The sequence below is a fragment of the Blautia sp. HCN-20427 genome (assembly GCF_037890365.1).
Classification (GTDB): domain Bacteria; phylum Bacillota; class Clostridia; order Lachnospirales; family Lachnospiraceae; genus Blautia.
Genome location: NZ_JBBKBX010000007.1, coordinates 1 through 14,194 on the forward strand (window position 1 = coordinate 1; position 14,194 = coordinate 14,194).

A 14,194-nucleotide genomic window follows, 5' to 3' on the forward strand; every position below is an offset into this window, starting at 1 on the left:
CGTATCGCTTTGTCAAGAACTTTTTAAAACTTTTTTATCGACCGAAGTCGTCTTTCTGTTCTTTGTGACAGCTAAATTATATTACCATTCTTTTTTCCTCCTGTCAACAGTATTTTACATTTTTTTCACCAACATCAAACACAACCGTTTCTATATCCATATCAGAAAAACAGACATGAAAGCTGCATAAGGCACTTTATAAACATAACGATACCAAAATGCAGCTCCTACAAAGCATTACTTTCTGTATAAAAGAGGATAACTTTTTCTGTCTGCTCCTGCCAAAAGAACATAAAAGACAATTCCCAGAATACCTGCTCCTGTCACACACTGCCATGCAGTCATTACCGTTCCCGTTTTCAGCACGCCGCCTATCAGCCATTGTGAGCTATATATCGAAGCCCCTAAAAAGATATTGGAAACCGAAGAAATTCTTCCTCTGTGAGATGCAGGAATTCTCCTGGTAAGATAAGGATACGACCCCAGCGTAGTCATAATTTCTCCTATCGTAAACAGAACCATGGACACATAATACATAGGAATTATCCCCTGTATGAATCTATACATAGCAAGGCTGACACTCACCAGTATCTGCCCAATCAGCAGCTTATTCACGTCACCCAGACCTGCTGCCCACTTTGTCAAAAGGGGGGTTCCGATAATCACCACAAGTCCATTCAAGCTGGTCATGAAACCAAAGTAAACTGCCCCTTTCCCACCATACAGGCTTTCCATATTCAACGGAATCAGGAAATTAAACTGTGCATAGGAAAATTCATATACCGCCCAGCAAATCAGAAAAAACAAAATCACCTTCTGTCCGGATAATATCTGCCAGGTAGACTGTCTATCCCGCGCTTTCTCATAAACATTTTCCGCTTCCTGCACCGGTGTAATATCTTTAATAAAGAGCAGAATCAAAATGGTGGACGACAGTGTGGTCAGTCCGTCAATGGCATAAGCCAGCCCCAGATGATTCTGAAACAGAATCCCCCCTATAGAAGGCGCCAGAATCAAACCCAGGTTCAGCCCCAGGTAAATCAGACTGTAGGCCTTCTCCCTGTTTTCAGTAGTGCTCAAATCCGCCACCAGGGCGTCATAAGACGGATTTTCCATGGTTTGGAATACCCCTGCCGTAAAAAACAGGAGAATCTGTGTCATGGATACGGGAAGAAACGCCGCTGTCAGATAGCAGATGACCGTCACCAAATCGCACACCACAATAAGTTTTTTCTTATTGCAATGGTCTGCCAATTTTCCTCCTATCAGATTTACCGGAAACTGTACAATTCCCATAGAAATCGTAATTTTTGCAATTTCTCCGGCATCCATCCCCAACTTATTGCTCAAAATCAACGTCAGCATAGGCCATATCATAGCCCCCATATTGGTCGCTGCCTTCCCCCAGAAAAGCACATACAGTTCCCGCCGCAAGCCTCTATACTGTCCAAACATTTTGTCAAATATCTTTTTCATATGTCTTTTCCCCTTAAATGTATTCCATAGCCTCCTTAATATTGGCTACTCCAATAAGCTTTATCTTATATTTTCCCTGTATTCCCTCCACATTGGTTTTTGGCATAATGCAGGCCGTAAAGCCCAGCTTTTGAGCTTCCCGCACCCTGGTTTCCGCCATGCTGACGCCACGAACTTCCCCCGAAAGTCCCACCTCTCCAAAGATTAAAGTTCCCTCATCTATTACCTGATTTTTATAACTGGACACAATAGAAAGTACAATGCCCAAATCAATGGCCGGCTCTCCCAGTTTCATGCCTCCTGCCAGATTCACATAAGCATCACAATCTCCCAGACGCAAACCGGCTCTTTTTTCCAACACAGCCATCAAAAGATTCACACGGTTGTAGTCAATACCCACAGAAGTCCGCCTTGGCAGTCCGAAGTTGGTTCTGGTTACCAGCGCCTGAATTTCTATGAGGATGGGGCGGGTTCCCTCCACAGAACAGACCACCGTAGTTCCGGACGCATCAGTGGGACGCCCATTTAACATGGCCTGGGAAGGATTTTTCACCTCTTCCAACCCTTTTTCCTGCATTTCAAAAACCCCGATTTCATTGGTAGAACCAAAGCGGTTTTTCACTCCTCGCAAAATTCGGTAAGCAAGCTGGCGGTCTCCTTCAAAATACAAAACAGTGTCTACCATATGTTCCAGTACTCTCGGTCCTGCCACACTGCCATCCTTTGTCACATGCCCCACAATAAAGACGGAAATCCCCAGTCCCTTGGCAATCTGCATCAGAATTCCCGTGGATTCCCGAACCTGTGAAACACTGCCCGGTGCAGAAGACACCTCTTCGTTATACATGGTCTGAATGGAATCAATCACCACCGCTTCTGGCTTCAGCCGTTCAATGGTACTGCGGATAATTTCCAGATTTGTTTCACACAAAAGATAAAGATGTTCATTAAATTCTCCGATTCGCTTTGCCCTCAGCTTAATCTGACGCAGGGATTCTTCCCCGGATATATACAAGACCTTATGCTGCTGCAAAGTCAACTGCCTGCACACCTGTAAAAGCAGGGTGGACTTTCCGATACCGGGGTCACCGCCTACCAGTACCATAGAGCCGGGCACAATGCCGCCGCCTAAAACCCTGTCTAACTCCTCCATATTGGTTTTGATTCTGTCCTCTTCCCTGACCTGAATTTCGGAAAGCCGAACCGGTTCGTTTCTCTTTCCTGTCTGACCCTCCGTTCCGGAGATCCCTTTAGCTGCAGCACCTTTTCCTGCCCCAGAAACGCTCTCCTCCACAAAAGTATTCCACTCCCTGCAGCCCGGACACTGTCCCAGCCACTTTGAAGATTCATATCCACAGTTCTGACAAAAAAATACACTTTTTTTCCCTTTTGCCATATCTCTTTTCTCTTCCTCCTGTTCTGCCCACTCAAATACGGTCTGCTGCAAAAGAAAAAAGCAGAGCCGGGAAGTCACTCACCCGACTCTGCATATCGTCTTTTTTATTCTGTAAGACAATCACCACAAAGACCGACCGTTCAGACTCTTTCAATGCTCACAGAAACCTGCTCTGCCTGTTCCAGTTCCACACTGAAAGATAGTTTTCCTCCCAGATTTGTCTTCATCCGTCCTGCCTCTTCCCCGTCAATGGTTACTTTATACTCTGCATCTTCTTCCAATTCCACGGTAATCTGCGCATCTTTTGGACCTTCTACAGTAAAACTCATTCCTGTTTCTTCTGTATGCAGATTCAATACAGTAGTGCCTGGTACAGATTCGTAGACAAACATTCCGTTTCGTTCCAGTTTTGTAATTTCATTATATGTTTTAACTTTGTACATATCTCCGTCATACTCAAAATCGGATAATTTTGATTTTTGTGTCAACTCATAGTTGCCAAAGCTGATTTTGCCGTTTTCTTCTGTACGAATTAATTCTTTTACCACTGACATAGTTATGTCCTCCCGCTTACGTCTTTCGTTTCTTCGATTCCTTTACAGAACCGTTCTTTTTTGTATATCAATGTTACCATAAACACACAAATTTTTCTAGTCATTCTGTACATTTACCATAAATTTTATAGTTTGTTTAGACAGTCCAATGGTAACGCTGTTACCGGCCTGAACCCGCCCCTCCAGAATTTCCTCTGCCATAGCATCTTCAATTTTGTTCTGAATGGCTCTCTTTAAAGGTCTCGCCCCATATTTCGGGTCGAAGCCTTCTTTTGCAATAAGCTCTTTCACACTGTCTCTGACTTTTACCTCTATATCCATCTGCACCTTGCAGCGGGTCACAAATTCTTTCAGAAGCAGTCCCGTGATTTTCTTGATTTCCTCTTTATTCAGCATATGGAAGACAATAATATCGTCGATTCGGTTCAGAAATTCCGGACGGAACAGACGCTTTACTTCCTCCATGACACTGTCTTTCATCTTTTTATAATCTGCTGACGCGCTGTCTGCTGCCCCGAATCCCAGCTTTTTGGGCTCTACAATGGACTGGGCGCCTGCATTGGACGTCATAATAATAATGGTTTCTTTAAAATCCACCTTTCGGCCCTGGGCGTCTGTAATATGTCCGTCGTCCAGTACCTGCAGAAGAATGTTAAACACATCCGGGTGCGCTTTCTCAATCTCATCAAAGAGCAGCACGCTGTAAGGATTCCGCCGCACTTTTTCGCTTAATTGTCCGCCTTCCTCATAACCTACATATCCCGGAGGAGAACCTATCAGTTTGGACACACTGTGTTTTTCCATGTATTCGGACATGTCCACACGAATCATAGCGTCTTCTCTGCCGAAAACCGCTTCCGCCAGCGCTTTGGAAAGTTCTGTCTTTCCCACACCCGTAGGTCCCAGAAGGAGGAAAGAACCAATGGGACGTTTTGGATCTTTTAAACCTACCCGGCCTCTTTTTACCGCTTTTGCCACGGCTCTCACTGCTTCCTCCTGACCAATCACTCGCTTATGCAGAATCGTTTCCAGCCTGGCCAGACGTTTGGATTCACCCTCTGTCAGCTTCTTCACCGGAATCTTAGTCCATTCTGCCACTACCTGTGCCACCTGGTCTTCGGTAACAACCAGCCTTTTCCGCTTACACTGTTTTTCAAAACGCTCTCTTGCCTTTTCCAGCTGTTCTTCGGTTTCTTTCTGCTCCTGCTGCAGCTGTTTTGCCAGCACAAAGTCCTGCTGCTTCACCGCTTCCTCTTTTTCCTGATACAGACTTCTGAGATGTTTCTCCATCTCCACCAGACCGTCCGGGGTTTTGTATCCGTCCAACTGCACTTTTGAGCAGGCCTCATCCAGCAAATCCAGGGCTTTATCCGGCAGAAAACGGTCATTGATATAGCGGATTCCCATAGCCACGGCTGCCTTTACCGCACTTTCTTCAATGGCAACACCGTGATGTTTTTCATAATAAGGTACCAGACCTCTCAAAATTTCCTCTGCCTCTTCTTTTGCGGGTTCCTCCACCATGACAGGCTGGAAGCGTCTCTCCAATGCCGCATCCTTTTCAATATGTTTGCGGTATTCTTCAATGGTTGTGGCGCCAATAAGCTGGATTTCGCCTCTGGAAAGAGCCGGCTTCAAAATATTGGAGGCGTCCAGCGCCCCCTCCGCACCGCCTGCACCGATTAACGTGTGCAGTTCATCCAGAAACAGCAGGATTCTTCTGTCACCGGAAACCTCTGCAATCACCCGCTTAATGCGTTCTTCAAACTCTCCCCGATACTTGGACCCTGCTACCATAGCAGACAAATCCAATATCACAATCCGCTTATCTGCCATACTTTCCGGTACCAGACCTCTGACTATCTGCTGGGCAAGCCCTTCGGTAATAGCTGTCTTTCCCACACCCGGCTCTCCAATCAGACAGGGATTGTTTTTCATCCTTCTGCTGAGAATCTGAATCATGCGGTTAATTTCCTTTTCTCTTCCCACAACAGGGTCTAACAATCCTCTTGCTGCCATTTCTGTCAAATCCCGGCCATACTGTGCCAGCATAGGTGTTGAGGATTTTTTGCTGCCTTTTAAAGAGCCTCCGAAAGAGTCCTCCTTCGTCAGCACGCCTTCTCTTCCCAGCGTTTTCATCACTTCTGCATAAAGGGCCTGGATATTGACTCCCATAGTGTGCAGAAGCCGCGCAGCCACACAATCGTATTCTTTTAACATGGCAATCAAAAGATGTTCTGTCCCCACTTCCCGGCTTTCCATCTTTTCCGCCTCTTCTCTAGCCAAAGCAAGCACCTGCCTGGCTCTGGGCGTATAGCCCTGGGGCTCTTCTAAAAGCACACCGCAGGATGGCGCTACCAGGTTTTCTGTCAGTTCCTGCAGCTTTTCTTTTGTCACACCGGCCTCTCCCAAAAGAATGCCCGCTGTAGTCTGCTCTCCTGCCAGAAGCCCTGCCAGAATGTGCTCTGTCCCAATATAATTATGACTGCAGGCTCTTGCTGTCTGTTCAGCAGTTTTCAATGCCTTCAGTGCCCATTTTGAATATTGATTCCTCATGCAAATCTCCCATTCTATTTATACTTTATACTCTTCAAAAATCTCGTCAATTAAGGCATGAACCTCTTCCCGCGTAATGTTTTTACAGCAGCCTTTTGCCAGCACTACCAGAAGATTTTCTTTCATTTCCTCCAAAGCCCGGATTTTATTCTCATCAATAGAAATCACCGCCCCTTTGCGGCGGTCAATGGTAACAAAGCCTTCCTGCCTCAAAACGGAATACGCCTTATTTACCGTATGCATATTAATCCCTACGGTATCGGCAAGCTGCCGCACGGAAGGCAGTGTTTCTCCGATTTTCAGCTGGTCTGTGGCAATGCCCATAATAATCTGGTTACAAAGCTGTACATAAATAGCTTCATCACTGTTAAAATCTATTTCTATCAGCATATTCTCACCCGCTTCCTGTTGTTATATTTAATATAGCATAGATAGCACTTCCGGTCAAATCTAATTTCTTCTCTTTACTGTTTTTTCGAGGCTATGTATCCGTACTGTTCCTTTTTCCGGATGAAATAGTAAACCGACAGCAGAACAGTCATAAATTCCGCGCTTGGCACGGCCAGCCACACACCGTCTACCCCTATCAGATACGGCAGTAGCAGAATATTCAGCACAATCATGACAAAGGTGCGGATAAAAGAAATAATGGCCGATATTTTTCCGTCCGAAAAAGCTGTGAACATGGATGATGCAAAGATATTGATTCCGGCAAAAAAGTAATTAAAAGAAAAAAGAAAAAAGCCTGTACGGGCAATTTCGTAAGTCTTGCTTCCCTTCGGGGTAAAAATTTCCACAATCATTCCCCCGGACAGAAGGGCAAAAATCGTAATCAAAACAGACGATATCCCTATAAACCAAAGACAGATTTTAAAAATCCGCTGCAACAATGCTCTGTTTTTTCTCCCGTAATTGAAACTGATAACCGGCGCAACTCCCATGGAAAATCCCATATACAGGGCATTAAACAGGAACTGACCATACAGCACAATAGTAATAGCCGCCACACCGGCTTCTCCCAAAAGCCGCATCATGACAATGTTAAAGAGAAAGGTTACCACTGCAGTAGACAAATTGGTCACCATCTCAGAAGAACCGTTAAAGCAGCTTTCTTTTAACACGAAAAAATCAAAACGCGGCTTCACCAGGTACAGGGAATCCCTTACCCAAAGGAAATACAAAAGCCCTACCACAGCCGGAAGAAGCTGTCCGATTCCGGTGGCCCAAGCTGCTCCTGCAATTCCCATCTGCAAAGGTCCCATAAAAACATAGTCTAAAATCATATTCAAAAGACCGCCGCCTATGGTAAGCGCCAGACCAATAACCGGTTTTCCGGCAGTCACAAAAAAAGTCTGAAACAAAAGCTGCAGTACACAGGCCGGTCCCATAAATATAAGAATCCTCAGATATTCTTCACAATAAGGCATAAGCACATCTGTGGCTCCCAGCATTTTCACCAGAGACGTCAGGAACATATTTCCTGCTATAAGAAAAAACAGTCCTACTGCAATTCCTGTGACCACAAGAAATGCAAAATCTCCTCTGGCTTCCTCCGGCCGGTGTTCTCCCAGCTTTCGGGCAATCACTGCGCTGCCGCCTGTGGCCAGCATAACTCCCACCGCTATCATCAGACTGATAACCGGATACACAATATTCACAGCAGAAAGCGCCTGGGTATTTACCAGCCTGGATACAAAAATCCCATCCACAATGGTGTAAAGGGACATAAAAACCATCATCACCATGGTTGGAAAGGCAAATTTCAGTAAAGAAAACAGCCTGAAATCTTTTGAAATTGCATTTGACATAATTCTAAAAACCCTCTCTTTTTGCATGATTCTCTGATTATAACACAGAGATTTTTTCGGTGCAAGAAATGAAAAAGGGAATACCGCCCCTGCACTGCCTGCAGCGTCATGCGGTATCCCCATTCCTTTCTTATACTTCGTCAATCGCTTTTCCGATATCGTTTCTCTTATACTTATTGGCAAACTGAATCCATTCCGTTGCCTTATACGCATTGGCTCTTGCCTCTTTCAAATCTGCACCCTTGGCGGTAACACCCAGCACACGACCGCCGTTTGTAACGATTTTACCGTCCTTTAAAGCAGTTCCTGCATGGAACACATAGTAACCGTCTTTATCTTTGAAGTTTTCCAAACCTTCAATGGGGAATCCTTTTTCGTAGGATACCGGATAGCCGTCAGAAGCCAGTACCACGCATACGGCTGCGTTGTTTTCAAACTGCAAGTCCACTTCGTCCAGTTTTCCGTCTACACAGGCTTCAAACACTTCCACAATGTCATTTTTCAGTCTCGGAATGACAACCTGCGCCTCCGGGTCACCGAAACGGGCATTGTATTCCAGCACTTTCGGGCCTTTCTCTGTAAGCATTAAACCAAAGAAGATAATGCCCTTAAATTCTCTTCCCTCTGCTGCCATAGCGTCTACGGTAGCCTGATAAATATATTTTTCACAGAAATCATCCACTTCCTCTGTGTAGAAAGGACTTGGGGAGAAAGTACCCATACCGCCGGTATTTAAGCCCTCATCTCCGTCCTTTGCACGTTTGTGGTCCTGAGCGGAAGTCATGGTTTTGATCGTTTTTCCGTCCACAAAGGAAAGTACCGAAACCTCACGGCCTGTCATAAACTCCTCTACCACCAGTGTATTTCCAGCAGAACCGAATTTCTTGTCCAGCATAATTTCCTTTACGCCTTCTTCTGCTTCTGCTAAAGTATTGCAGATTAAAACACCTTTTCCCAGCGCCAGACCGTCTGCCTTTAACACGATGGGAAAATCTGCCTTTTCCCGAAGATAAGCCAGCGCCTCGTCCGCACTCTGGAAATTCTCATAGGCTGCAGTAGGAATGTTATATTTTTTCATTAAATCTTTTGAAAAGGCTTTTGAACCTTCCAGAATTGCCGCATTCTTTCTCGGTCCGAATACGCGCAGCCCTTCCTTTTCAAAGACGTCTACCACACCGCCTACCAATGGGTCATCCATACCTACAACAGTTAAATCAATCTCCTTTTCTTTTGCAAAAGCTGCCAGCTTGTCAAATTCCATTGCTCCGATATTGACACATTCTGCTACTTCTGCAATTCCCGCATTTCCCGGCGCACAGTAAATTTTGTCCACTTTCGGACTTTTTGCCACCTTCCATGCAATGGCGTGTTCTCTTCCGCCGCTTCCGATAATTAATACTTTCATGTGTTCCATGCCCCTTTCACGCTTTGATACTTTTTATGCTTCACGGATTTTTACAATTCCGTCTGTAATTTCTACCTTCTGGTTGGCAATCAGGTCAATCGCCTGCGGCATAATCTGCCATTCCGCCTCTTCCATCACTCTCCTCTGCAGAGTTTCCGGTGTATCATCCTGCTGTACTTCTACTGCCTTCTGCAGAATAATGGGACCGGTATCCGTTCCCTCATCTACAAAATGCACGGTAGCGCCAGTCACCTTCGCTCCTCTTTGCAGCACACCCTCATGTACCTTCAAGCCATAGTACCCTGTTCCGCAAAAAGCAGGAATCAGAGATGGGTGAATATTGATAATTCTATTTGGATAGGCTTTTACCATCATTTCCGGAATTACCACCAGACAGCCGGCCAGCACAACCAAATCCACATGATACGACTGTATAGTCTCCAGAAGTGCCCGATTGAAAAGTTCTCTGGATTCGTAGCGTTTCGGCGATACGCACTGCGCCGGAATCCCGTGTTTTTTGGCTCTCTCCAGAGCATAAGCATTTGCGTTGTTACTGATTACCACAGACACCTGTGTATTGGTAATCTTTCCGCTGTCTATGGCGTCTAAAATTGCTTGAAGATTGGTTCCGCCGCCGGATACCAAAACCGCTATTTTCATCATTTTTGTCAGCCTCTCTCTTCGACAGGAAAAGGGCTGCACTGCGGCAACCCTGACTCCCCTTATACTTATACTAATTTTACGCCCTTTTCGCCTGCTTCGATTTTACCCACAACATATGGCGTATCTCCTGCTGCTTTGATGGCTTCCATAGTCTTATCCACATCTTTGGCATCTACAGCTACAATCATTCCAAGACCCATGTTAAAGGTATTGTACATCATAGTTTCTTCGATTTCGCCCACTTTTGCCATTAAGGTAAAGACAGGAGGAATCGGATAGCTGTCTTTTTCAATTACTGCGCACACACCGTCTTTTAACATTCTCGGTACGTTTTCATAGAAACCGCCGCCTGTGATATGGCTGCAGGCTTTTACAGCAACCCCTGCTTCTTTTACGTTCTTTAAGGCTTTTACATAGATTCTGGTAGGCGCCAGAAGAGCTTCGCCCAGTGTTTTACCCAGTTCGTCATAGTAAGTATCCAGCGATTCCTTTGTCATCTCGAACACTTTACGAACCAGAGAAAAGCCATTGCTGTGTACCCCGGAAGAAGCCATACCGATAAGCACGTCTCCATCCTTTAAGTTTTCACCGTTGATTAAGTCTCTGCGTTCTACCACACCTACTGCAAAACCAGCCAGGTCATATTCTTCTTCCGGCATAAGCCCTGGATGTTCTGCGGTTTCGCCGCCGATTAAAGCCGCCTCAGACTGCAGACATCCCTCTGCCACACCTTTTACGATTTCTGCAATTTTTTCCGGATAGTTTTTGCCGCATGCAATGTAATCCAGGAAAAACAGAGGTTCACCGCCTGCACAGGCAATATCGTTGACACACATAGCCACTGCGTCGATACCGATAGTGTCATGTTTGTCCATAAGGTAAGCTAATTTTACTTTTGTACCGCAGCCATCTGTACCGGACAGCAGCACCGGGTCTTCCATTTCTTTGATTTTCTTCAGGGAAAAAGCACCGGAAAATCCGCCTAAACCGCCAAGCACTTCCTCGCGCATGGTTTTCTTTACATGTTCTTTCATTAATTCCACTGACTTGTAACCAGCTTCAATATCTACGCCAGCTTTCTTGTAATCCATTTTTATCCTCCTCGCTTCTTTTCCGTGCTTATTTATAGTTTTTATATCCTACTTCCTGCAGTTTTGCATCTTTTGCTACAACCTGGTCTTTTAACTCTTCTTTGTAGTCTTTCAATTTCTGAAGCAGTTCTGCGTCAGAAGTAGCTAAAATCTTGGCTGCCAGAATTGCCGCATTGGCTCCTCCGTTAATTGCTACCGTCGCAACCGGAATTCCGGAAGGCATCTGTACAATGGAATACAGAGAATCTCTTCCGCCCAGTGAGGTGGTATGCATCGGAATACCGATAACCGGCATTGGGAAAATTGCAGCGCACATACCCGGAAGGTGTGCGGCCATACCTGCTCCTGCGATGATAACTTTAAATCCTTTTTCTTCTGCGGATTTGGCATATTCAAAGAATACATCCGGTTCCCTGTGTGCAGAGATGATTGTCATCTCATACTCAATCCCGAATTTTTCCAGCATGTCTGCCGCTTTGCTCATAACAGGCATATCAGAGTCACTGCCCATAACAATTCCAACTTTTGCCATGATTATTCTCCTTTATCTCTATGATTTAGAATTTCTCCATACAGCACAATTTTACATATTGTGACAGGTCTTGTCAAGCAGGAAACGGCTCATTTAATGCTTCTGTTCCGGGAAGTACAAACCTGCCGTCCTCAATAATGGAAACCCAGTCCCCATGCAGGGTCTGCACTCTTATACTGCCCAGCTCATCATAAGGTATAGTAATATCTGTATGACAGCCCAAATAAGCCTTGCTTATATCCTCTTTTCGCAGAATAGACACCTCGTTATCCCTGGCAATAATCTCTTTTCCGTCCGGATTGTAGACTGCTGTATCCTCGCTCCAACTATAGCAGGTATCCCCCACTGCAAAATGCGGCCCCATCTTTTCCGCAATGAGAATGGGAAGGAGATGGCCTATCTGATATTTCTGTGCCATGACATAAGCCGTAGTGTTGGTTCCTATGGCAAATTCCCCCAAAGGCAGGGTATCATGGTGATATAACAGATTTTCCTTTATAAAATTCTGGTTTTCCTCTTCAGAGGCAAAATTGCTGCAGCTGTAACCGGAAATTCTGCCATCCGAAAATTCCACTTTCAGATTTTTGTACTCCAGTCCGTTTAAGAACACCCTGGAAACCGCCAGCGTTCCGTTTGTACCTTTCAATACCGGGGAAGTAAAGACTTCTCCCACCGGAATGTTGACGTCTGCCACACAGTTTTCAAAGTTGGTCTGTTTTGCCGGATTTTCCAGATGATGAAGTTTTACGGTCAAATCTGTGGCATTTTGGCCTTTTCCTTTAATCTGTACGGTCTCCCCTTTGTCTAAAACGTCAATGATATTCTGCTGAATTCTGCGGTAAAGCTGATTATCCAGGGTATTGATTTTCACTGTCTCCCGGAAAATTTCTTCAAACTGCTCTCCGATTTCCATAACCGGATAGGCAATGATAGTAAAACTTCTTTCTTCCCCTTTAATATAGCGATTTACAATCTGTCCTGCTTCGTTGTCATAAGTGACCTGCAGCTTCTGCTGATGACTGGTAAGGGTGCAGGCCTCCTTTCTTTTTTCGGGAGCAAACGGTGTTTCTCCAAAGGTTTCCATGCAGGCCGGACCGCCGTGTACAGCCGCCAGACCTTTTACCTGTTCATAAGCCACCTGCAGCACTCTCAGCTTTCTCTGGACAAACTCATGGTCCAGATACAAGGCCGCATCGTCTTTGTGATCATATTCAAACTGTGGGTTTGGAATAGCGCCGTAATACCCGATTCTGTGGTGCTGCTTCTTGTTTACGCTATGAACTGCACTCCGGTAAATCACCGGTTTTAAATCCATGGCCTTAAACTGCTCAATAGCTGCCTTTACCATACGCTCAAATCCCAGTTGGAAACGTATATTCACCGTCTTTTTCTTTGTGATGTCTTTTCCTGTCAGCACAAATCCGGTGCGGTAGCCCTCTGTGAAAGTCCGTGCCATAGCCTGAATTTCCTCTTCAGAAAGAGTATTTAAAAATTTTGCCATACCTATTTCATTTTCCGTGATATATTCCCCAAAGCGATACAGGTAACGGATATCCGTCAAATCACTGCTGCAGATAATATTGGCGGCAAAATCAAGAGCCGGGTCTACCCCTTCCTGCACTCTGCGGCCCACCATTTCGTCACTGTAATCGCTGACATACCAGTAAATTGCCTCTTTTACATCTTTTGCAGAAACCTCTTCATCCTCAAAAAGATTGTATATCTGTACAAATAATTCCATTGCTACTGTCATGTCAAAAAGCCTGTCTTCGTAAGCAAAGACAATCAGTCCCCGGATTTCTGTATACAAAAAACTTAAAAGCTGCCCGAATTCTTCCCCAAGAGTCTCTGCCGCCCATGTTGGATTTCCATAAGAATGTCCATAGTTTTGAGGCAGAATATCTTCATACAGCTTCTGATTATTGGCCTCCAGTTCCGAAAGTTCTGCGCCTTCCAGCCAGCCCTGCTGCAGTTTTTTGTGCAAATCCGCCACCTGCATAATAAAGGCTGCCGTTGTTTTAAAATAAGTCCCATAAGGTTCTTTTACGACTTCTTCTCCGCTGATTTCCCGGATTCTTTCTTTCATAAGAGAAAAACGTTCCATCATCCATGCATCACTCATTTTTCAAATTTCCTTTCTCCACATTTTTATCTAAAATACCCTCTACATAAGCTTTCATTGTCCGGGAGCTTTCCCCCACACGGCTGTTCCGCTTTTCCACCTGTGAACGGCGGATGCCTCTTTCCCTCCAGGATTTTCCGCCTGTGGCATGATTCAGCATCAACGGCTGCACATTGTCGCACACATGAGCAAACTTTGCCTCCGGTGTCTCGTAAGCATCAAATTCTTCCCACAGCGCACGAAATTTTTCCCCCTGGTCTTTGGGCAGCATGGCAAATATCCGGTCCGCAGCCTTTTCTTCCCGTATTCTCTGGGTCTGCTTTCCCGCCTCGTCGTAGGCATATGTATCTCCTGCGTCAATTTCCACCAAATCATGAATCAGTACCATAGTAATGACCTTCAGCAAATCCACTTCTTCGTCCGCATGTTCAGACAGAAGCACAGCCATCAGGGCCAAGTGCCAAGAATGTTCCGCATCGTTTTCCCTGCGTGTTCCGTCAGACAAATACGTCTGTCGGTTGATAAATTTCAGCTTATCCACTTCCAGCAAAAAATCCATCTGCTTTTTCAACCGCTCTTCCATATGTTTTT

At 45.2% G+C, this 14,194-nt stretch carries 12 protein-coding genes; all 12 read right to left on the reverse strand.

What is annotated here, in order from left to right; translation table 11 throughout:
* Positions 1 to 237: 237 nt before the first annotated feature.
* The 12 genes from WKT17_RS05760 to WKT17_RS05815 all read right to left on the reverse strand — a co-directional run bounded on the left by WKT17_RS05760 (position 238) and on the right by WKT17_RS05815 (position 14,186).
* On the reverse strand, positions 238 to 1,476 hold the full coding sequence (locus WKT17_RS05760) for an MFS transporter (protein ID WP_291683770.1): 1,239 nt from the start codon (positions 1,474 to 1,476) through the stop codon (positions 238 to 240).
* 13 nt (positions 1,477 to 1,489) lie between these two features.
* A complete protein-coding gene (radA, locus tag WKT17_RS05765) occupies positions 1,490 to 2,872 on the reverse strand; it encodes a DNA repair protein RadA (RefSeq protein WP_173747534.1) in 1,383 nt (460 codons plus the stop codon).
* A gap of 140 nt (positions 2,873 to 3,012) precedes the next feature.
* Positions 3,013 to 3,426: an endosialidase gene (locus WKT17_RS05770; RefSeq protein ID WP_291683406.1), complete on the reverse strand. Its 414-nt coding sequence runs from the start codon at positions 3,424 to 3,426 to the stop codon at positions 3,013 to 3,015.
* 96 nt (positions 3,427 to 3,522) lie between these two features.
* Positions 3,523 to 5,982 (reverse strand): ATP-dependent Clp protease ATP-binding subunit, encoded by a 2,460-nt coding sequence (locus WKT17_RS05775; RefSeq protein ID WP_173747538.1) that lies wholly within the window; start codon positions 5,980 to 5,982, stop codon positions 3,523 to 3,525.
* An 18-nt stretch (positions 5,983 to 6,000) separates the two neighbouring features.
* Positions 6,001 to 6,372, reverse strand: a complete 372-nt coding sequence (locus WKT17_RS05780) for a GntR family transcriptional regulator (protein ID WP_173747540.1) — start codon at positions 6,370 to 6,372, stop codon at positions 6,001 to 6,003.
* A 74-nt stretch (positions 6,373 to 6,446) separates the two neighbouring features.
* Complete coding sequence (locus tag WKT17_RS05785; protein ID WP_294542649.1) at positions 6,447 to 7,790, reverse strand: MATE family efflux transporter; 1,344 nt, start codon at positions 7,788 to 7,790, stop codon at positions 6,447 to 6,449.
* A 130-nt stretch (positions 7,791 to 7,920) separates the two neighbouring features.
* Positions 7,921 to 9,195, reverse strand: coding sequence for a phosphoribosylamine--glycine ligase (purD, locus tag WKT17_RS05790; protein WP_291683408.1), 1,275 nt, complete (start codon positions 9,193 to 9,195; stop codon positions 7,921 to 7,923).
* 33 nt (positions 9,196 to 9,228) lie between these two features.
* Positions 9,229 to 9,858: a phosphoribosylglycinamide formyltransferase gene (purN, locus tag WKT17_RS05795; RefSeq protein ID WP_173747546.1), complete on the reverse strand. Its 630-nt coding sequence runs from the start codon at positions 9,856 to 9,858 to the stop codon at positions 9,229 to 9,231.
* A gap of 65 nt (positions 9,859 to 9,923) precedes the next feature.
* On the reverse strand, positions 9,924 to 10,949 hold the full coding sequence (gene purM, locus WKT17_RS05800; RefSeq protein ID WP_173747548.1) for a phosphoribosylformylglycinamidine cyclo-ligase: 1,026 nt from the start codon (positions 10,947 to 10,949) through the stop codon (positions 9,924 to 9,926).
* 28 nt (positions 10,950 to 10,977) lie between these two features.
* Positions 10,978 to 11,481 (reverse strand): 5-(carboxyamino)imidazole ribonucleotide mutase, encoded by a 504-nt coding sequence (gene purE / locus WKT17_RS05805; protein WP_173747550.1) that lies wholly within the window; start codon positions 11,479 to 11,481, stop codon positions 10,978 to 10,980.
* Positions 11,482 to 11,554: 73 nt separating this feature from the next.
* Positions 11,555 to 13,603: an aminopeptidase gene (locus tag WKT17_RS05810; RefSeq protein ID WP_291683409.1), complete on the reverse strand. Its 2,049-nt coding sequence runs from the start codon at positions 13,601 to 13,603 to the stop codon at positions 11,555 to 11,557.
* Entirely contained in the window at positions 13,596 to 14,186 is a 591-nt protein-coding gene (locus WKT17_RS05815) for an HD domain-containing protein (RefSeq protein ID WP_291683410.1), read from the reverse strand. The genes WKT17_RS05810 and WKT17_RS05815 overlap by 8 nt, the downstream gene beginning before the upstream one ends.
* Positions 14,187 to 14,194 lie beyond the last annotated feature (8 nt).